The sequence below is a fragment of the Pedobacter deserti genome (assembly GCF_024436415.1).
Lineage (GTDB): Bacteria > Bacteroidota > Bacteroidia > Sphingobacteriales > Sphingobacteriaceae > Pedobacter > Pedobacter faecalis.
Genome location: NZ_JAFMZQ010000002.1, coordinates 297,342 through 318,892, shown reverse-complemented (window position 1 = coordinate 318,892; position 21,551 = coordinate 297,342). Strand labels below are relative to the sequence as shown.

16 protein-coding genes are annotated in these 21,551 nt (G+C 48.3%); 6 read left to right on the top strand and 10 right to left on the bottom strand.

Annotation, left to right across the window (positions count from 1 at the left end):
• Positions 1–63: 63 nt before the first annotated feature.
• Together J3P40_RS16455 and J3P40_RS16450 are read right to left on the bottom strand one after the other, a co-directional pair.
• Positions 64–597: a hypothetical protein gene (locus J3P40_RS16455; RefSeq protein ID WP_256007359.1), complete on the bottom strand. Its 534-nt coding sequence runs from the start codon at positions 595–597 to the stop codon at positions 64–66.
• A gap of 150 nt (positions 598–747) precedes the next feature.
• A complete protein-coding gene (locus J3P40_RS16450; RefSeq protein ID WP_256007517.1) occupies positions 748–1,458 on the bottom strand; it encodes an ATP-binding cassette domain-containing protein in 711 nt (236 codons plus the stop codon).
• A gap of 55 nt (positions 1,459–1,513) precedes the next feature.
• On the opposite strand from J3P40_RS16450, the gene J3P40_RS16445 reads away from it, so the two are divergent.
• Positions 1,514–2,995, top strand: coding sequence for a glycine--tRNA ligase (locus J3P40_RS16445; protein ID WP_256007358.1), 1,482 nt, complete (start codon positions 1,514–1,516; stop codon positions 2,993–2,995).
• Positions 2,996–3,029: 34 nt separating this feature from the next.
• Here the strand turns inward: J3P40_RS16445 and ccsB are convergent, their stop codons facing one another.
• The 6 genes from ccsB to J3P40_RS16415 all read right to left on the bottom strand — a co-directional run bounded on the left by ccsB (position 3,030) and on the right by J3P40_RS16415 (position 14,684).
• Positions 3,030–6,308 carry a c-type cytochrome biogenesis protein CcsB gene (gene ccsB / locus J3P40_RS16440; protein ID WP_256007357.1) on the bottom strand — a complete coding sequence of 1,093 codons (3,279 nt, stop codon included), beginning with the start codon at positions 6,306–6,308 and terminating at the stop codon, positions 3,030–3,032.
• A 126-nt stretch (positions 6,309–6,434) separates the two neighbouring features.
• Complete coding sequence (locus tag J3P40_RS16435; RefSeq protein ID WP_256007356.1) at positions 6,435–7,688, bottom strand: TlpA family protein disulfide reductase; 1,254 nt, start codon at positions 7,686–7,688, stop codon at positions 6,435–6,437.
• 1 nt (position 7,689) lies between these two features.
• On the bottom strand, positions 7,690–9,015 hold the full coding sequence (locus tag J3P40_RS16430; protein WP_256007355.1) for a RagB/SusD family nutrient uptake outer membrane protein: 1,326 nt from the start codon (positions 9,013–9,015) through the stop codon (positions 7,690–7,692).
• A 15-nt stretch (positions 9,016–9,030) separates the two neighbouring features.
• Entirely contained in the window at positions 9,031–12,621 is a 3,591-nt protein-coding gene (locus tag J3P40_RS16425) for a SusC/RagA family TonB-linked outer membrane protein (RefSeq protein ID WP_256007354.1), read from the bottom strand.
• A gap of 125 nt (positions 12,622–12,746) precedes the next feature.
• A complete protein-coding gene (locus tag J3P40_RS16420) occupies positions 12,747–13,976 on the bottom strand; it encodes a FecR family protein (protein ID WP_256007352.1) in 1,230 nt (409 codons plus the stop codon).
• Between the two features lie 99 nt (positions 13,977–14,075).
• Positions 14,076–14,684, bottom strand: coding sequence for an RNA polymerase sigma factor (locus J3P40_RS16415; protein ID WP_256007351.1), 609 nt, complete (start codon positions 14,682–14,684; stop codon positions 14,076–14,078).
• A gap of 312 nt (positions 14,685–14,996) precedes the next feature.
• On the opposite strand from J3P40_RS16415, the gene J3P40_RS16410 reads away from it, so the two are divergent.
• The 5 genes from J3P40_RS16410 (at position 14,997) to J3P40_RS16390 (ending at position 19,451) form a co-directional block, all read left to right on the top strand.
• The gene (locus J3P40_RS16410; protein WP_256007350.1) at positions 14,997–15,698 is read left to right on the top strand and encodes a CAP domain-containing protein; all 702 of its coding nucleotides are present in this window, start codon (positions 14,997–14,999) and stop codon (positions 15,696–15,698) included.
• A gap of 62 nt (positions 15,699–15,760) precedes the next feature.
• Positions 15,761–16,249, top strand: coding sequence for a GtrA family protein (locus J3P40_RS16405; RefSeq protein ID WP_256007349.1), 489 nt, complete (start codon positions 15,761–15,763; stop codon positions 16,247–16,249).
• Positions 16,250–16,338: 89 nt separating this feature from the next.
• Positions 16,339–18,126 carry an aromatic amino acid hydroxylase gene (locus J3P40_RS16400; protein ID WP_256007348.1) on the top strand — a complete coding sequence of 596 codons (1,788 nt, stop codon included), beginning with the start codon at positions 16,339–16,341 and terminating at the stop codon, positions 18,124–18,126.
• Between the two features lie 15 nt (positions 18,127–18,141).
• A complete protein-coding gene (locus J3P40_RS16395; RefSeq protein ID WP_256007347.1) occupies positions 18,142–18,843 on the top strand; it encodes an SDR family NAD(P)-dependent oxidoreductase in 702 nt (233 codons plus the stop codon).
• Between the two features lie 65 nt (positions 18,844–18,908).
• On the top strand, positions 18,909–19,451 hold the full coding sequence (locus tag J3P40_RS16390) for a C40 family peptidase (RefSeq protein WP_256007346.1): 543 nt from the start codon (positions 18,909–18,911) through the stop codon (positions 19,449–19,451).
• An 8-nt stretch (positions 19,452–19,459) separates the two neighbouring features.
• Here the strand turns inward: J3P40_RS16390 and J3P40_RS16385 are convergent, their stop codons facing one another.
• A complete protein-coding gene (locus J3P40_RS16385) occupies positions 19,460–20,347 on the bottom strand; it encodes a flavin reductase family protein (protein ID WP_256007345.1) in 888 nt (295 codons plus the stop codon).
• Positions 20,348–20,365: 18 nt separating this feature from the next.
• The gene (locus tag J3P40_RS16380) at positions 20,366–21,361 is read right to left on the bottom strand and encodes a fumarylacetoacetate hydrolase family protein (RefSeq protein WP_256007344.1); all 996 of its coding nucleotides are present in this window, start codon (positions 21,359–21,361) and stop codon (positions 20,366–20,368) included.
• Between the last annotated feature and the right edge of the window lie 190 nt (positions 21,362–21,551).

Below are 21,551 nucleotides of genomic sequence, written 5' to 3'. Positions count from 1 at the left end.
AAAGAAACGGGGCCCTCAACTGAAGACCCCGCTCAAAAATTGTTAACCTAAAGATTGCAGATCTTAGAGGCCAAAGTTCCAGGCCAGTCTTAGGCCTACAAATGACAATGTTCCATCGTTAGACCATCCCTCATAACGACCAGACAATTCCAAAGTTGATTTGTCAGCAACCGGAAACTCAACACCTATACCTGGCGAGTATGCAAACGCGGTACCAGCGCCATCCTGGGTGCCGAAAACCGCACCTAGTTCTCCGTTAACGAAAATGTTCTCCGCCAGAAAATATCTCAGACCAGCCTTAACCGGGATAAACCCTGAAGCATCTGGTTTAAAAGTCACCCCAGCAACCGTTACCTCTTTACCAGTAAAGCTCAGGTAGCCTGCATTTGCCGTAAAGTTCAGTTTGTTGGCAATCGGGTGCTGATACAATAAAGATCCACCCACACCAAAATCAGACACATCACCAAAATCGCCCATTGGAAAACCAAATTCAACACCAACACCCAACTTAGGTCCTGACATCGCTGGATCTTGTGCTTTTACACCAGAGAACGCAAATACACCTGCAATTGCAGTCAATAAAAATAGCTTTTTCATGCTTGTTTAATTTAAATGTTAAATCATTTTTAACATGAGATGCAAAAAGTTGGCCATAGTTACTTTGCAGAAGCAAACTTCTCGACAAAAAATGTAAAGTCGCTTATAAACGTTTAGGTATCTGATCAAAAACCATCGTTTTGACCATTATCATAAAATAGTCAATTTTCTAAAGATGTCTTCGAGCGAAGATGAGGGATGTGCATTTTTAAGATCAGCGAGACTACTGTTTGCAACAACCCGTCCCTGGTGTATAATAATAACGTCATCGCACAGCGCCTCTACCTCTTGCATAATGTGCGTAGAAAGAACAACCGTTTTCTTTTCGCCAAGTACTTTTATCAGCGACCTGATTTCAGTAAGCTGATTGGGATCCAGTCCGGATGTCGGCTCGTCCAGAATTAATACTTTGGGATCGTGAATCAGGGCTTGCGCAAGGCCTACCCGCTGTCGGTAACCTTTCGATAACATATAAATCTTTTTATGCTGCTCGGCAGTCAACCCAACCCGGTGTATAATAGCCGAAACCTTCTGGCTGGCCTGTTTTAATCCGTAAGTATCCGCAACGAAATGCAGAAACTCCTTCACATACATATCAGTATACAGCGGTGTATTTTCCGGCAGGTAACCGACTATCCTTTTTACTTCCATGCCTTGCAAACGGGTATCATAACCGCCTACCGAGGCGGAACCTGCACTTGGCTGCAAATAACAGGTAAGCATCCGCATGGTGGTCGACTTACCCGCGCCGTTCGGGCCTAAAAAGCCGAGTATCCTGCCTGGAGCTGCCTCAAAACTGATCCTGTCTACCGCTATATGGCTTCCGTAATGCTTACTTAAATCCTTGACTTTAATGCTCAACTGTGCCGACTTTAGGTGAACCAAAATTAAATATTTTCTATAAGTTTGCACCATTATGGCAAAACAGACTAACGACGAGCAATTTAAGAATGTAATATCCCATGCCAAAGAATATGGTTTCGTATTCCAGAGCAGTGAAATATATGACGGTTTAAGCGCTGTGTATGACTACGGGCAACTGGGCGCTGAGTTGAAGAATAACATCAAGACGTACTGGTGGAAAGCCATGGTGCAAATGCACGAGAATATCGTTGGAATCGATGCCGCCATCTTCATGCATCCTAAAGTGTGGAAAGCGAGCGGCCACGTCGATGGTTTTAACGATCCGATGATCGACAACAAGGATTCCAAGAAGCGCTATCGTGCCGACCAGCTGCTGGAAGATAAAATAGCGCGCTACGAAAAAGACGGTAAGACAGAAAAAGCCGCTAAGCTGCAGGCCGATATGGACGACGCACTTAAAGCGGAAAATCTGCCGTTGCTAAAAACCCTGATTGAAGAACACGAGATAGCCTGCCCGGTAAGCGGCACCCGCAACTGGACTGAGGTCCGTCAGTTTAACCTGATGTTCAGCACACAGTTTGGCGCCATGTCGGAAGATTCAGACCAGGTCTACCTCAGACCTGAAACCGCACAGGGCATTTTTGTTAACTTCCTTAACGTTCAGAAAACCGGGCGTTTGAAAATACCGTTCGGTATTGCACAGATCGGTAAGGCGTTCCGCAACGAAGTGATCGCGCGTCAGTTTATTATGCGTATGCGTGAGTTCGAACAAATGGAAATGCAGTTCTTTGTACGCCCAGGCGAAGACCAGAAATGGTTTGCCTATTGGAAAGAAGCCCGTCTTAAGTGGCATCAGGCTTTAGGCACCTCACCCGAAAAGTACCGCTATCACGACCACGTCAAACTGGCGCATTATGCCAACGCGGCTACGGATATCGAATTTGAATTCCCCTTTGGCTTCAAGGAAGTCGAAGGTATTCATAGCCGTACCGACTTCGACTTGTCGCAGCACCAGGAATACTCAGGTAAAAAGATGCAGTACTTCGATAACGACCTGAACGAGGAAGGCAAGCCATATGGTAATTATATCCCATATGTTATTGAAACGTCCATCGGTTTAGATCGCATGTTCCTGCTCACCATGATCAATGCTTATGATGAAGAAGATCTAAGCGAGGGCGACAAGAAAGATAGCCGCACTGTGCTCAGGTTACACCCCTGCCTGGCTCCTTATAAAGTTGCGATTTTCCCGCTCACTAAAAAAGACGGCTTGCCAGAGAAAGCACGCGAAATCATGAACAGCCTTAAGTTCGACTTCAATTGTATTTACGAAGAGAAAGACGCTATAGGTAAGCGCTATCGCCGTCAGGACGCCATCGGCACGCCTTTCTGCCTAACTATCGATCACCAGACACTGGAAGACAATACCGTTACCATCCGCCACCGGGATACCATGGAGCAGCAGCGGATTGAGATCAGCCACCTGCATGAAATTATCGATGCGAAAACCAACTGGAAAAATCTGTTAAGATAATCCAGGCAGGATATTACGAGAGCCGCTTAATTAATTAAGCGGCTTTTCTTTTGCTATATCTGTTGTAAGACACGACTGCCAGCACAAAAACAACCCCTAAGGTAACATACACCCAAGCGGGAACCGGAACCGGATCGCCCTGCGCGTAAGAATGCAGGCCTGTGAGGTAATAGTTTACACCGAAATAAGTCATAATGATGGTCGAGAAGCTAACCAGCGACAACAGGTTAAACAGATACTTGCCTCTCATATTTGGAATCAGGCGCACATGCAGCACAAAGGCGTAAACGATAACAGAAATAAAAGCCCAGGTCTCTTTCGGGTCCCAGCTCCAGTACCGCCCCCAGCTTTCATTAGCCCATATACCTCCCAGAAAGGTGCCTACCGTTAGCAGGAAAATGCCTATTGTGAGCGACATTTCGTTAACGATCGTTAATTCGGCTACCGACGATCTTACCTTCCCGGCAATCTTGTCGTTGTTAATGGTAAACAGAACCAGCACCACGGTACCCAGTAGAGCGCTTAGTCCGAAAAATCCGTAACTCGAAGTAATGATGGCCACATGGATCATAAGCCAGTAAGATTTCAATACCGGAACCAGGGGTGTAATCTGTGGATTCATCTGGGAACCGCCATGGGCAAATCCCATCAAAATCACGGCTATTAAGCAGCCAGCAGCCGGAATAAAGGCATTACTGTTACGGTACATCAGCATACCCGATAAAACACCGATCCAGCTGATAAACAATACCGCCTCATAACCATTGCTCCAGGGTTCGTGGCCCGAAATATACCAACGTACACCTAAACCCATTGCCTGAAGTGCGGCAGCGGTAGCAATTAACACAAGCAGCACATTCACCATACGGTCCAGCGTCTTGTTCTGCTTAAAAAGACGTACAAAAGCCAGCGTAAGAATAAGGGCGCCCAACACCGCATATACGATCATCACCTTAAGAAAAAGATTCCAGGAATTGTACCGGATCTCCCATTCCACTTTTGCGGCCGATGGCACAACATCTTTACCATGCTTCTGCTGCAAATCCGAGATATGATTCAATTTAGCATCAACCCCGCTCCAGTCGGCCGACTGCTGAGCGGCCAGCACACTCGAAAAGTACATCGCTACAGGATTGGTAAGCTTCTCATCACCAACCGGATTAAAAGGCATAGCCACCCAGCTGTTATTTTTATCGCCCGCTACCGGTAAGACCCTCAGATAGTGCCCCTCCAGCAATTGTTGCATCGCATACAGTTTATCATTAAGCTCCAACACAAACTTATCATATGTGCCCTGATCGGCCGGCTTCTTTGCAAAAGCTGTCCTGTAATCATCTGCCAGAATAAACTCTGCCGAACCATCAGCTTCCAGCCTGAGCATGTTTACCATCGTTGTGTAACCGCTTTCATCTGCCTTGAGCGTTTTTAAGACATCCTTTCCACCTTTATTGCCAACTTTTACCACAGGAACGTTAAGCCATACATACGGATTTGTAGAAACCGACAGCAGAAACTGGTTGGCATTCAGGTTATGGAAACGGTCTTTCCCATGCACCTTACGCAAGATCTCGAGAGCAAGGGTATTCACCGGTTCAATCCTACCGTCAATGTTCTGAACAAGCAGCCGCCCAAACCTTTCGGCATGCGCCTCATCTATTTTTACGCCGGCGGCAAACGACTTGGCGTCGACCGACTCCATAGTAAGCACCTGCTGGTTTTCAGCACGCTGAGCCTGACTTGGCCCTTCTGCATGTCCTGATTCATGGTCATGGTCGTGATCATGCCCGGGTTCGTGTATATGGCTGCCGCCATCCTTGCCATGCATGTCAATTTTCTGAGCATAGCTTGTTTGCGTAGCTGCCAGCAAGCCGGCAAACAGTATAAAGATCTTCGTTGTCCTCGACATGCTTTTAAGCTGCTCATGAAGTTTGTGGAAATGCGTACCTCTCCAGAATAAGGTCAGGAACATACCAAGAAACAGCAGCGTATAACCCAGATAAGTAATGTTAGTTCCCCAGGCATCGTGATTCACCGAAAGAATAGTCCCTTGTTCATCAGGATAAAAACTCGACTGGAAGAAACGGTACCCCGAATGGTCAAGTACATGGTTCATATAAATCTTGAAAGGCGTTTCGGTACCATTGTCCTGTATAATTACATCCGACGAATACGACGAGGGACTTTCACTTCCCGGATATTTTTCCATCTTAAAATCGGCCAGCTTGAGCGAAAAAGGCGTTTTATAAACCTTGGACCCATAACCCAGTGAAAAACGTAGATTGCCTATCTGCGATTGATGCTGAAAATTCGTCATGCCCTTACCACCGTAAAAAGATATGGTATCAGTAACTGAACCGGTCTTAACTTCAAGCTTGATCAGATCAGGATCGTTTTCATGTGTCTTCTTATCGCCCTCAAAATACATGACTTTACCACGCTCTGCAGGCTGAGGCACCACAAATGCCAGGCTACCAAACGTATACAAACTCCTCAGATTGAATTCCTGAACCACATTTTGACCCGTTACAGGCTTACGCTCCTGTGTGGTCATGATCATATAATCACCATCATAAGGTGAGGAAATCTGAAATTTCCCATCCCGCTCGCTGATGTTAATGGCGCCAGGGGTGTCGTTATTGAAACCAATAAGCAGATTCTGGATCAGCTGTACCGTTCCCGAAGAGATATACTTGTTCACACGCTGACCCTGTTCCAGTACCACCAGGTGCAAAGTAGGAACCCCCGAAGCATCCCTCACCAGGGAATCCTGTGCGCGTGGATAAAAACCCACCACCTTCAGCTTAACCCGTTCGCCTTTGAAATCATACTCCTCTTCGAAATCATTTTTGAAAGGCTTCAGATAAAACGGCACACGGTCAGACAGCAACGTTACCGGCAAATCTTTATAGGCCAGCGCATCGTTGTCGTTACCGATCTGCACCTTAAAAAATGTTTTGTCCGAAATAACCTCATCACTTGATTCCCCTTCCCGAATGGCCATAGAGCCCTCGAAACTAATATAACGCGTAACTGCCCCGCCAATAAAAATGATCACGAAAGCCAGGTGAAACACCAGTAAAGGCAGCTTTTTACGCTCGTACAGGCGATACCTTCCAATGTTCCCGATAAAGTTGAGCACCAGTACGACCATGATCAGTTCAAACCACCAGCAGTCATAGATCAGCGCTTTAGCTACAGGCGTGCCATAATCATTTTCCACAAAAGTGGCCATCGCCATAGAGAATGCATACAAAAGTAACATCAACCCCATAGTGCGGGTAGAGAACAGGATAGAGCTCAGTTTTTTAATCATTTCTTATATTCGGTATTATCCAACCCTTCGGTTCAAACCGCAAAGGTACACATCTAAAAACAGTTAGCACCCTGTTCAGGTGCTAACTGTCACAAATGCCCTAGAAATGACACAACTTGTCACAAATCAGTCACTAACCAGCTCCTCAAGTTGCTTTACCAGCGCCGGATCGGAAGGCCTTCTGGCGTTTGTCTCCACAATGTTACCCTTAGGATCGATCAAAAGGAACCTCGGAATATAACTGATGCTGAATTTCTTAATGAAATCAGATTCGATATTATTGTCAGCGATCACCTGTATACCCTGAAGCTTATTGTCGTTGACATACGATTTCCATGCCGCATGGCTGCTCATCTTATCCACCGAGATGCTCACGAAATGAATGTTCTTACCCTCAAAACGCTCTTCGATTTTAGTGAGGTATGGGATCTCCGCTTTACAGGGACCGCACCAGGTTGCCCATACATCAATATACACATATTTTCCTTTCAGATCTTTAAGCGAAACCGGCTTACCGTCAACATCCTTATACGTGAACAGCGGGGCAGGCTTGCCCGCCACATACATCAGCGCATTGTTCAGTCCGCTTTTCATATACTCCCGGTAATAAGGTTCTTTTACCTCAGGTAAGATCGTATTATAAATCTTCTGCAGCGCTAAACTGTCCTTATCCCGGTTGAGGGCCTCCTCCATCACCTGGTAAGCATAATAATCGCGAATGAACGGATCGGTAACCAAACGCTTCACCACCGTCATTTTTAAGAGACCCTCTTCCTCGCCGGCCATCAGTTCCTTCTGATACTCCCTAAAGAGCAGATTCTGGATCTTATTGTCGAGCGCCCGCCGGTGCGGCAGCGACCGTCTGAACAGTTCTGCATTGTTCATGTCTATGGGCTTATTTAGCAGTTGCGCAATTCTGGAGCTGTCGGCCGCCGACATCCTCAGGATAAATCTCGCACGCTCGGCCTGCTCTACTTTTTTCTCATAATCGCCGCTCCTGTCCTCCTGCTGTAAAAGCGTGAAGAAGGCGGCATCCCTGGCAGAATCCAGACCATAATTCGCCTGATAATCGCGAAGCAGCATGGCACAATAAGCATCTGTCGCAGCACGCTCCAACTGGTTCCCAGTGAAAGAACTCAGCACCGCCGCATTCGTGTAACCAGCCTCTCTCATTTGCTGAAGCCTGTTCAGGAAATCCTGGGGCGAGAAATTATATACGCTATAGTCCAGCCCCTGCCCCTTTACACCAAAGTACTTCGTCAGCAAATCAAATTTCCGGGCAAAAAGGTCGTCGCCGATCACAGGCTTTTTAGTTTGCGCTATACTTCCTGCGCACCACAGCAACAGGACAAACGCGGTAATTATTTTCTTATACATCATCTTAATGGTTTTTAGTCATACCAGGATTAAACAACAACACCCGGCTTGGTATCTCAAATACATAATTCGGGCTCTTAGGCGGCAGGCTGCCCAAAACTTCCCCCGTTTCGATGTCCTGCCGGCGAACCTCGGGCATACGTCCCTCCCTGTCGAGCCGCTTCATATCCATCCATCGCAAGCCGCTAAAGGCCAGCTCCCTTCTACGCTCGGCCAGCACCTTTTGCAAGGCGTCCTCATCCGAACTCGCAGAAAGGTCGGTATATGCAGCCGTCTTTATGCGCTTAGCGCGAAGCATATTCACTATAGTCATGGCCTCCGATCTGTTCCCTGTTCTGGCCAGTGACTCCGCTTTGGTCAGATAAACCTCCGGAAAGCCTATGCCGAAGCTCACATTTCCATTCGGTAATGTCCGCTCCTCAGGTGTGGCGTCGCGGGTCAAATAGTCGAGCCGCAGATCATTCTCATCCAGGTAACTCAGCAGGTCGTCCGAGTAGATCATATAGCCCGGCACCACCCAGTTTTCTGAGAACCGCACCCACAGCGATTCCGGATTCAGCTCAGCGATGGGCATCGACTCCCTGTCGGGCACCTCGTTCAGGTCCAGCAACACATGAGGGACAGCTAAAGCCTTATCGGCATAAAGCAAAGCGTTGTTGTAATCGCCCATATACAGGTACACCCTGGCCAGTAAAGCATAAGCACCGTAGCGATTTATCCTGACTTTACTTTTACTGCTCAGGGGCAAGTGCTCCGATGCCTTCTTCAGAAGGGCGACCACCTCGTCGAACGTTGCCTGTAAAGTGGCCCGAGAAGGCGTCGAGTTGGTTACATCAGTACTTGTCACCAAAGGCAGGCCCGGCGCAGTTGCTGCCGCCCCCGGATCGTAAGCCTTCGCAAATACCGTCAGCAGCGTAAAATAACACTCGGCCCTGATGGCCAGCGCCTCGGCAAGCACCTCATTTTTTTTCTGTTCGGCCGCGCTGGTCTCGCCAATGTAGTTGATCACCACATTGCAATTGTAGATGGCGCGGTACAGTTGCCCCCATACCGGCGGACTAACCTCCGTATTTGGTTCCAGCTGGGATCTCCAGAAGTACATGTTTGCTGAGCTTCCCCGGTCATTTTTGCTGTACAAACCTTGCAGGTCGTCCGTACAGTTTATCAGGATACCTGGAAAAGTTTCGGTAAGCGTAGGCGAATTGAACATCGCCTCATAATCGGCCAGTTTCTCCGGCAGTACTACCCCTTTTGGCTTCACGTCCAAAAACCTTTCGCAGGAACTGAACATCGCTGCAAGCAGGATAACCGGGACCATATATCGTTTCATTTTCATGTCTTAGAATTAAAAGTTCGCATATAAAGAAAAGCTGTAGAAAGGTTGCAGCCTGAGTGTACGGATGCCAGATCTTCTTTCCATGGCATCAGGATCGATATCGTTGCCGCTGAACGTATAATTCCAGAGGTTTTGTCCCTGAAAGCGCAACTGCGTATTGCTGAGCCCCAGCCGTTCAAAAACCTTCTGCCTGAAATTATAGGTAAGCACCACATCCCGGAGCCGGATATGATCGGCCTTTCGCACATAACGATCTGCATAAATGTAGCCAGCACGCGAATACGCGTCAAAATCGCCTTCCGAACCATATTCCGGCAGCCCCGGCACATCGGTATGCAATTCATCGCCAGGCTGCTTCCAGTAGTTATCTGAACCCTGCAGAATACGTTCAAAATTAATGTCATCAGGGTTCGGCTGCTCCACCCGCATTACGTGACCGCCATAGTACATGAACAAAAAGGACAGGTCGAAATTCCGCAGGCTGAACTGGTTGTTTAAACCCAGTACATACTTCGGCGTAGTGGTTCCGCTGTACACCAGGTCGTTCATCGTTACATCCACCTCCGGATTCATGGTCATGATCACCTCAGCATTGTTCCGGTCGTACACCACGGGCTGACCAAGCGCGTTCAGGCCTTTATACCGATAGCTAAACAGTGCATCCATCGGATAGCTCTTTTGAACCGAAACGGCGTTAACGATATAATACGTTGAAGAAATATCGCTAGGCATCACTTCTGTTACCTTGTTGTGATTGAGCGTGGCCGTGAGACCGGTACGCCAGCTGAAGCGCGGACCTTGAATATTAAGGCTGTTCAGACCAAGCTCAACACCTCTGTTAAGTATGCTCGCCGTGTTGGCCGTATAACCGTTGAACCCGGTGGTCGGGTCCGACGAGAACTGCCCGAAAACGTCATTGGCATCCTTATAATAATAATCAGCCGTACCCGCCAGGCGGTTGTTAAACAAAGCAAAATCCAGTCCCACGTTATAATTCTTGGTGCTTTCCCAGCGTATCGACTGATTTTCTGGCGAAAGAATGTCGTTATAGATCTCCGCGGTGTTCAGTCTGCTGTTCAAACCTGATTGCAATATCAGGAAAGGTCCGTTGTTGCTCGTAGGCACGTTGCCGTTAAAGCCATACGAAGCACGCAGTTTAAGTTCATTTACCCATGCCGCATCCGTTAGAAAGGTTTCCTTGTTGAGCCGCCAGCCTAGTCCGGCCGACCAAAACGGCTTGTTACGGTACTCCGGTGATGTGCCGAAAAGGTTAGAGCGGTCGAACCGGATACTTCCCGTGGCAATATATTTCTGCTGATACATGTACGTACCTTCGCCATAAGCAGAAAAGAACCGCCTGTCGTCAAACGACTCGGCAAAATATTCTGACGTTACAAAAGAAGGGCTCACATTGCCAGCCTCAGGGAATGCCGGCGCCGTGCTCGAGGCCAGCGCCTGCAGGTTCACCGGTTTAATGGTGAGCGACTGTCCGTCATATCCGAACGCCGTACTCTTATCGCCCGAAACCGCCTGACGGCGCTGCTCTACACCCATAATACCCGAAAGATCATGCACCTGGTCCTTGGTATTATAATCAAAATTAAGCTGCCCTCTTACTGTATAGCCCCAGTTACGGGTATTGATCTTGGTCAGGAACGCGCCCTGCGGAAGGTCGGTAAAAAGGGGCTGACCGGTAGACGGGTCTTTCAAAGCTTTGCCATTCAGCAAACTCCGCACCTGGTACGATTCCTCCGTCCGCAACTGATCTTCTTTTGATGATTCATGCTCATAAGCGCCACCCAGATCAACATTAAGCCAGTCTGTTATCCTGGCATTTAAGCGGCCCTGGAAACGCACCGCATCACGTTTTCCCGAAAAAGTATTGGCATTCAGTTCCCCGTAAGGAAAATAACGCTGGTCGTACAAGCCCTGCGCAATCAAGGCGTCGTTACGGGTCTTATTGATGGCACCGTAGAATTGTCCCCCAGGTGCATTAACCACAGGCAGCGGATGGCCGTTATCATCGGCCAGTCGCTCGTAAGGCAAAGCATCGTTAAAGGTCGGGATCGAACCGCGTTCGGTAGCTGTACGTGTATATGAGCCTCGATAATCGAGCTTAAAAACATCTGAAAAGTTATAAGTATTGGCCGAGTTCAGGATCAGGCGCTGATACTTAGACCTGCGTTCATTCGGACTTTCCCCAATATAGTTCAGGCCGAGCAGGTAGGTCGACTTATCGCTGCCTCCGCTTACATCAAAGTCGATTTGATGGGTCTGCCTCGCACGGTAGAAAAGATCGTTGTACTCGTTCAGGTTATTGTAAGCACCTATCTGCGCCAGTTGGGCCTGTGCCTGTGCATCTGTAATTTCATTGCTTTGCCGGTCGAACACCACCTGCTGCACCGGGTTCACCGGCCATCCTATCAGGTCAAAAATAAACTCTGGGATGCCTTGCAACTGCAGGAAATCGTACTGCACCTTAGCGTATGTAAGCCCATCCCCTATCTTCAGATAATCAAAATCCGGCTTATCCTGTACAGCATATGTACTCCGGAAGCTGAACACCGGTTTGCCCTGCATACCGCGCTTAGTCTCGATAACAATGACCCCGTTCGAAGCCCGCGCGCCATATATCGATGCAGCCACCGCATCGCGGAGCACGTTCACCGACACAATATCGTTGGGGTTGATCGTGTTGATGTCGATCTCAGTAGGAAAACCATCTACCACGATCAAGGGCTTTTTAACTGCGTTAAAAGTAGACACGCCCCGGATGGACAGGTTGCCCGACTGACCATTATACACCAAGCCGGGTATTTTTCCTTCCAGACTTTCCAGGAAGTTGCCGCTCACAGCAACCCGCTGGTCGTATGTTTTCTGGGAAATTGAACTCGCAGCGCCCGTAAGCTGGTACTTCTGGATTTTCTGATAACCTGTACTGATCACCCCTACCTCTTCCAGATCACTCGCACTTTCCTGTAAGGTGATTACCAGTTCTGTATCTGTACCGCCCAGGGTACGTTCCTGCGTGCTGTAACCTACATAGGTGATCACCAGCGTAGCATTCTTTTCCACCACGAGCGAAAATCGTCCGCCACTTTCTGTGACCGTGCGGTTGTCAGTGCCCTTTTCCGTAATTCCCGCACCGGGTATACCGTTTCCGTTGCGGTCGACCACCTTGCCCGTTACCCGTATGCCCTGCTGCGCATCGGCCGCAGGCATTATAGTCATATCACGCTGGATGACCACCGTTTTATGCTTTATCGTATATTTTAACTGATAACCTTTGAAAACTTCAGACAACACCTCATGGATATCCGCATTTTTAAAGCTAACGGATACCTTACGGTTCGTTCCAAGCATCTCATTGGTGTAAAAGAAATCGTAACCACTCTGCTGACTGATCTTATCGAGCAAAACAGGCAGGGAAATATTTCGTTCAGTCAGGTTGATCATCTGCGCCGTGGCGCCAAGTCCGGCCTGGAGAAAAAATGATGTCAGTATTAAAATGGTCAGGTTTAGTCGCATTAACAATTTTCTTTTATCAGCATGGCACAAATACCACCATACCGAATGGATCATTAACGTATAAAATTTCATAAATTTGGTTGTTTGGATTAATTGGATGGTTGCTAAACATCAAGTTCAATGGCTTATCCGAATACCGACCGGGGGTATTGCCGTACCTCCGGTTATATTCAGGATCGCCAGCTGCTGGGTAAAATTTACGGCATAACGATCACCCTCCTTCCCTCTATCTTAAAATGAACAAGACCGGTCAGTTCTACCAGATCGAGTACTTCCGACAGGTTTCTGAACCGGGATATTTTTCCGCCGAAGTTTTCCTCCGACACTTTTCCGCGGAACACAAACTCCACGTCGTACCAGCGGGACAACTGCCTCGTAATGCTCTCGATGTTATCGCCGTCGAAGATGAACTTATTGTTTTTCCAGGCGATAAACTGCTCGGGGTTAACCTGCTTTATTTTTAATCCGCTGCCCGTTAAGGCCGACTGCTCGCCTGGTTTAAGCACCGCTGTGCGCTTTGCTGCACCACCGCCCGCCGCCAAAACCGACACACGCACACTACCTTCCAGCAAAGTGGTTTTCCATGCCGGTTCGTCGGGGTAAGCGTTCACGTTGAAATGGGTACCCAGCACCTCGATCTCCTGCAAGGCCCGCCCGGCCATGCCATCCAGCGACACGATAAAAGGTCTTTTTTGGTCGTGGGCGACTTCAAAATAAGCTTCCCCGGTAATTTCCACCTTTCTGCGGCTCGCTCTGGCGAGGTTTGTCGGAAACCTGATGGCCGATCCGGCATTTAACCAAACGCGACTGCCATCGGGCAAACTAACCTGGTACTGTCCGCCTCTTGGCGTAGAGATCATATGGTACACCACCTCAGCGCTGCTATGCTGAGACAGGGTATCAACCACATAGTTGAGCTGTCCATCTGCCTGTTTCAGCACCTTCAAACCAGCCTGTTTCAATACTTCGCCGTTATCCAGACCGGTCAGCACCACCTGTTTCCCACCGGCCAGCGTAAGCACGGCCTTATTGCCTCCCGGGCGGATGTCATTGCCCAGGCTTACTACAGGTCTGCCAGTATCGGAAACCGGTCGACGGCCCAGATAGGTATACAAACCAAACGACAGGATCATCACCACGATCGCTGCAGCAATCGATCCCCATATCCGCAGCGACCTGATCACAGATTTGCGTTCAGCCAAATGCACCGAAATACGCCGGTCGCTTCCAGCAACAATCCGGTTTACGGCCTCCGGCCGGTTCAACAAAACATCTGGTCGATTGATTTCAGCGTTAACCTTCTTGCGAAGCCAGGCCTGGTCTTCGGGGCTACCAAAAAGTTCGATCAGCTCAGCCAGTTCTTCTGGCGAACAGCGGTCTTCAAGGTATTTTCTATACAGTTCGCTTTTATTTTCCTCTGTTTTCAATTTGCTTTTTAATGGCTAATACGCTTAACCGATAAAAACTACCTGCTCCAAAAAGAAAAAGAAAATGAAAGCCGCGCGATCGCTTGTCGCCAGGAACCATCAGGAAATCCCGGTAAACATCGCGCTGAGCAATACCAGCTTTGCCATACCGGAATCTGACCGGAAATAAGCTTTAAGAAACAGGTTGGCTTTATACAAATGATCGTTGATCGTGGAAGGTGAAATAGACAACAGTTCCGCTACTTCCTTGTACGACTTGCCCTCCATTTTACACAAGATGAACACCTGTTTACGCTGCGGCGGGAGCTGATCTATTGCCTCCTGAAGCATGCGACTGTTTTCCTTGCTGAATATATCTTCCTCTATATGAGAATAAAGTTCTGAGACCGCAGCGGTCAGTTTTTCGCGCATTTTTTTATCCCGAGCCATCCTCCGGTAGTAGTCCATCACCTTGTTTTCCGCCACCCTGAAAAGATAGGATCGGAAAGACTGTTCGGGGTCTATGGACGAGCGTCGGTCCCACAAACGGACAAACATATCCTGCAATATTTCTTCTGCAAGTTCTTCCGACTTAAGCAACCTGAGCAGGTTTCCGGCTATGCGGTGCTTGTAGCGATGGTATAAGCTTTCAAAGGCCTGCTTATCGCCAGCCTTTAGGCGGGTCAGCAGTGCTTTTTCGTTGAAATCTTCAAATTCTGTCCCCTGCATCAGAAAAACTTATCCCATTCGTAAATGTAGAAATGTTTTCTTTATCTTGCATCAGGCGGCACATTCTTTATTCTTCCTTAATCTTAGGCTATTCGGTCTGGTTCACCATCGGCCAGTGTTTCACTTTAAAAAGGTGCGTACGTGGTTCGGACAAGCTGCTTATCAAGTATGATTAAGCTCGCCGACCCTATTACCACCCTATTAAGACCCTATTAAGAGCTTATGAGCACACTATTGAAATGAAAGCCTGATATAAACTTGACTATCGTTTGTACAACGCGAATATGGCCTTTTATTTGTAATAGCTTTTTTATGAAGAAGCTGATCATACTTTTCCTGGTTATTGCGCCGGCTTTTGGTTTCAGGTCTGCAGGCTCCGGTGAACTGAGCCAATCAGGTGCGAACGGTTGGACCAAAGAGGAACTGAGCCGGGCCAACACTGCTGGTGCCGCTAAATATCTTACGCCCGAGGAGCGCGACTTTATCATGTATACCAATTTGATCCGGATGGACGGTCCGCGTTTCCTTAATACGTTTTTTGAGGAATTTATGGAAAGTCATAACCGGCAGATGCGGCAGTACAGCAATTACAACGATCTTAAAATAACAAAAAGCGATAAATATTATAAAAGCCTGCAGAAAGACCTTGAAGGTATTAAAGATCTGCCCGTGCTATGGCCGGATGAGGCGTTGAGCTGGGTGGCCAGACAACATGCTAAGGACATGAACAAGTACAACTATGCCGAGCATAAATCGCGCGACGGCCGGTCTGCGAAAGACCGGATCAGCCAGATGTATCCTAAAAAATCTATGGGCGAGAATCTGTCGTTCGGCTTTGCTACCGGACTTGGAAATGCATGTATGCTGGTGCTCGACAAGAATGTGCCCGACCTTGGTCACCGGAAACTGATACTGGACACCGGCTATAAATTTAACTTCGTGGGCGTAAGCATCCAGCCTCATAAAGGCTACCGCTATTGCGCTGTAATGGATTTTGTTGCCCTGCCCAGGTAAAATTTTAATCACCATCATGGCAATATAAAAGGTTCTGATAACTTTGTGGTCTTAACCACAATATGCGCAAGGCCTTATTAAAACTCATAGATTTCTTTCATCCACCCTTTGCCAGATGGCTGCCCATACACACTTTCCGGTATATCGTATCGGGCGGCACCACGGCGGTATGCGGCATCGTCTCTTATTATATCGCGTACAACTGGATTCTGCGCCAGGAGGATATTCAAGTTGATTTTCCTTTTTTGCCGGAGCTGATTACTGCGCACTCCATGGCGCTGGTCATAAGCACTTTTGCTGCTTTCCTTGTGGGCTTTATTCTTAATAAGTACCTGATCTTTACCGAATCGAACCTGAAGGGGCGCATACAGATGTTTCGCTATGCGGTGGTACTCTGCGTTAATTTCGGGTTGAATTATGCCATTCTGAAATATCTTGTGGAGGGACTTCATTTCTATCCTTCCGTTGCCCAAGCGCTGATTACGATAACGCTGTCGCTTTGCAGCTACTTCCTGCAAAAGCATTTTACGTTCAGGGTGCGCCGCGATTAGGCTCATCACCTAAGCGTCATTACCGGGTGCCGATTTGGTTGGTAAGCGCATATTGGATTATATTAGTCGCACATCAGTAAGACAGCGAGATGAACGATTTCAATGACTTTAACAATCCGCAGGTAGCCCGGTTGCCTAAGCACCTGAGACAATATATTGTAGATCAGCATTATGAAAAGTATACACCGGTAGATCAGGCTGTATGGCGTTATGTAATGCGGCAAAATTACAGCTACCTGAAGCATGTGGCCTACTACCCGTACATTAAAGGACTGCAGCGTGCGGGATTAAGTATAGAATATATCCCCGATCTGCAGACGATGAACGACAACCTGGGCAAAATTGGCTGGGGCGCTGTAACTGTCGACGGTTTTATACCTCCCGCGGCCTTTATGGAATACCAGGCTTACCGTGTGCTGGTTATTGCGGCCGACATCAGGCAGATTAATCATATCGAATATACACCGGCTCCTGACATTATTCACGAATCGGCCGGTCACGCGCCGATCATCGCAGATACAGACTATAACAATTACCTGAGTTATTTCGGGTCCATTGGTGCAAAAGCGATGTTTTCGGCCAAGGACTTTGAATTGTATGAAGCCATCCGGCACCTTTCCATATTAAAAGAAGCAACGGATGCACCGGAGCATGAAATTGCGAAGGCAGAGCAGCAGTTGGCACATATCAGTGAAAATATGGGTGAGCCTTCGGAAATGGCCCTGTTGGGACGCCTGCATTGGTGGACCGTAGAATACGGCCTGATCGGTACCTTGGAAGACCCTAAAATATATGGTGCGGGACTCTTATCGTCTATTGGCGAGAGTGCATCGTGCATGAAACCGGAGGTAAAGAAACTCTGGTACAACCTGGATACGGTAAACTACACGTACGACATTACCAAGCCGCAACCGCAACTTTTTGTTACGCCAACTTTCCAGAACCTGATTGATGTGCTGGAGGCTTTTGCTGACACCATGGCTTTTCGCAGAGGTGGAAGCGAGGGGATCATGAAAGCCATTGCCTGCAAAAATCCGGCTACCGCCGTGTATAGTTCAGGGCTGCAGGTAACGGGTGTGTTTTCGGATATGGGGCTGGATACTGATGACCAGCTCACCTTTATTAAAACCCACGGACCATCGGCACTTGCCCTGCGGGGCAAACAGCTTGAGAGTCATGGTAAGCATTATCATAAAGATGGTTTTTCGTCGCCGGTGGGGCGACTTAAAGGCTCGGAAAAGCCGCTGGAAGACATGGATGACACGGAATTGCGCGCCTTGGGGATTGAACGAAACGGTGTGGCTTCCCTGGAATTTGAAAGTGGTATCCGGGTACAAGGGCTTGTGTTAGACCTGCTCCGTGATGCGGGCAAAACGGTACTGATCACGTTCAAGGATTGCACGGTGAAGGAAAGCAACGGCAATATTTTGTTCCAGCCGGATTGGGGGCTATATGATATGGCTGTTGGTGCTCGTATTGTATCCGTGTTTAACGGGGCGGCCGACAAAGAAGCTTATGAGGAAATCACATATGTGAGCGGCAAGCAGACGCATAAAGTGGTTTACGACGAAAAGACGCTTCAATTACACAACATATATACGCAGGTGCGCCGTATACGGGAGCAAGGGGAAGGCTATGAGGCCTTGGCAGACTTGTTTGCTGAGCTGAAAGCACAGTTCCGTGACGACTGGCTGGCAGCCCTGGAGATCATGGAGATTCTGTACCACAAGCAGATAAATCCTGACCTGGAGAAAGAAGTACGTATATACCTGGAACTGAAGGCCGCGGCCGAACCGGAACTAAGCAAGCTGATCAACGACGGTTTGCATGTGATTAAAAATCCTGTAACGCAACTCATTAACGAAGAAGAAGATTAATTTTTAGCCCTAATCATGAATATTATATTAACAGGTGCAAGCAGCGGGATAGGCTTTGAAGCAGCCCTGGAGCTGACCTTGAATAGCCAGAATAAGGTTGTATGCATCGCACGCTCGGCCGATAAGCTCCGTAAGCTTCTAGAAATTGCCAAAGGCATTAATCCGGACTGCACGCTGTTTCCGGTCGAATTCGATATTGTAAACGACGATTATGCTGCGCTGGTTCCGTTTTTAAAGGAGCGTTTGGGGCAGGTAGACATTTTGATCAATAATGCCGGCGCGCTTGTAAACAAGCCCTTTTTAGAAACCTCACCGGCAGAGCTATACCAGATGTTTGACAGCAATGTGATGGGGCATTTTAATATGATTCAACATGTGTTGCCCTTGATGGGACCCGGTGGCCACATTGTCAATATCGGGAGTATGGGAGGCTTTCAGGGCAGCGTGAAATTCCCGGGTCTTGCCGCCTATTCTGCCACCAAATCAGCCCTGCATACGCTTACAGAATGCCTTGCCCAGGAGCTGGCTGAAACAGGCATCAAGATAAACTGTCTGGCATTAGGTTCGGCGCAAACCGAGATGCTGGAGGCGGCCTTTCCGGGTTACGAATCTCCCGTTATGGCGTTCGAAATGGGCAAGTATGTTGCAGATTTTGCACGGACGGGACATAAGTTTTTCAACGGAAAAACACTCCCTGTTGCAGTAACAACCCCGTAATCAGTAAGTTATCAACATTTTTAGGGGTCTGGGTCTTTTTTGAATATCTTTAGGCTGACTAAGATATGAAACAAACCACCTTTCTATTTAGTTTCCTGCTGCTCTGTAGCGTGGTTGTGCGTTCGCAAACGACCATCCCCTCTTCTTATCAGGAGATGGTACAGAAACTCAGCAAACAATTGCCGGAGCAACCTGTAAAAGCAGCCGAGCCGGATATGCCATCCCGGTTGCTTGATTTCGCCAAAACGATGATCGGTGTGCGGTACCGGAGTGCTTCGAGCAGCCCAAGCCGCGGGTTCGACTGCTCCGGTTTTGTGAATTATGTGTTCAGTAACTTTGGTTTCAAGGTGCCCCGCTCCTCTCGCGCCTTTGCGAGCAGCGGTTCGTCCAAAAAGCTGGAAGATGCGAGCATTGGCGATGTGATTGTGTTTACCGGAACCAACAGCAGGTCTCGCACGCCGGGGCATGTGGGTATTGTTTACGCGGTTAACGGCGACGAGATTAAATTTATCCATTCCTCTTCGGGTTCCCGGAAAGGCGTTACCATATCCAGTTTAAACGAAGGTTTTTACCGGAAGCGTTTTCTCAAGATCGTAAGTATCCTTTAGTCTCCGGTTTATAACAGGACAAGCTTAAGCGCATCGGCGACCCGGCCTTCGCTGATCCAACGTTTTGCAAGCTCATGAAGTTCACGCTCACGTGTGGCTACATCACCTATGGTGGCATCCAGAATGTCTTTTACCTCATCATTGAGGGAAATTTCACTAAGCTCCTCATCGGCAGGCAACTGCTCCAGGTTACCCAGCATACCCAGATCATTGCCGGTCAGCACCGACGAAAAGCGCGCCGATCTGGGAAGTGCATCTACACCAATACCCAGCGTGGTGAGGGGTTTGGCCACTTTAAAAAGATTATCGGCAGTGACACGGCAATACCAGTCGCCCCCCAAACGCGCAACAAGATCTATTTTTTCCTGATCTATCTTACCCTCTGCATCGATTATGCCCTCATTAATATGGATCAGCTTCACTTCAGCCAGGACGAGATTGCCTGCGCCAGGGTTTTCGCCCAGCCCTATTACCTCACGGATGACGCACTCCATTTGTACGGGCGCCTCTGCCACGCGGGGCGGCTTTACGAGCTGGGAAGACAGCATGGTAAAACCCGACTTTTCGAACTCGTTTACGCCTTTCGCATACTCTGTGCTGGCCAGGCTCATTTGCTGCACCATGCTATAGTTAACGATATTGATAACACATTCTCCGACCTCAAGAACGTTCTCCAGCGAATGCTTGGTCGTATTGTCGCGCACCCGGCGTGCCGGAGAGAAAATACAAAGCGGCGGATTGCTGCTGAACATATTAAAAAAGCTGAAGGGGCTCAGGTTGATCGCCCCCGAGCTGTCGACGGTAGAAACAAAGCAGATAGGCCTTGGTGCAATGGCGTATTGCAAATAATTCTGCAGCTGAGCCGGAGCGAGCGTGGTCGTGTCGATGGTTAGCATGGACGAATTAAGGATGGTTTATTTCTTTAATGCAAGGATAGAAAAGTCGGTGTCAACGGCCTTTATGGTGTTGCTCAGACGTCCCAGTCCGGTAATCTCAATTTCGACAATATCGCCGTCCTGCAGCCATTGTACAGGATATTGCGGATCGTTGAGCAGTCCGGTGCCATTAAGTTCCAGGAAACAGCCTGTGCCAACGGTGCCCGACCCGATCACATCTCCGGGCAGGATATCCACGCCATAGGCACAGCGTTCAATGATCTCGGCAAAGGTCCAGTCCATATCGGCCATGTTGCCGGCCGAGACCTGGATACCATTTACCGTACAGGTCATTTTAAGGTCGTAATTATTCCCGGTATGTCCGGCTTTTGCGGCCACCTTGTAGGGCTCAAGCTCATCGGGCGTGACCAGCCATGGCCCTATCACTGTTGAAAAGTCCTTGCCCTTGGCCGGACCTAGATTGAGCAGCATCTCTTCCATCTGCAGGGTACGGGCGCTCATGTCGTTCATAATCATATAACCCGCTATATAGCTGTCGGCTTCAGCAGCGGTAATATTGCGCCCCTTTTTTCCGATGACTACCGCCACCTCAAGTTCGAAGTCGAGTTTCTGGAAGTGGTCGGGCATACAAGCAATTTCGCCCGGGCCCTGAATGGCATTGTGATTGGTGAAGTAAAATATCGGGTACTGATCAAATTCGGCAATCATCTCAACCTTACGGTTGCGCCGGGCGGCAGCCACATGCTGCCGGAATGCATATCCGTCGCGGCACGATGCCGGATGGGGCACTGGGGCCAGCAATTCATAAAAAGCTTCCTCTTTGGGCTCAATGCCGCCGCCTTTAATCTGTTGATCGACCTTTTTGGCCCGTTCCATCAGCACCTCGCCTCCTTCAAGAAAGGCGTTCATGTTGTCGGGTATTTGTTTATCGCATGAATTGAGGTTATAGATGTGCCCGTTTACAAAAACACCGAGGTGTTCCCTGTCTTCCGTTTTGTAGGATACCAGTTTCATATCTTCAGTCCGTTTATTGAAGAAGCCTGATTGCTTCAAAAAATTAGTTGCTCCAAAGCTAGTTAAAAATAGCACAAAGGTGGTTGTAAAAATATTTCAGGGAGAAAATCGGTGCTGTACTTGTTGTTTGTTTACGGAATTACTTACTTTAGCAGACGAAAACGATATGATGAGAACTAACAGCATAGCA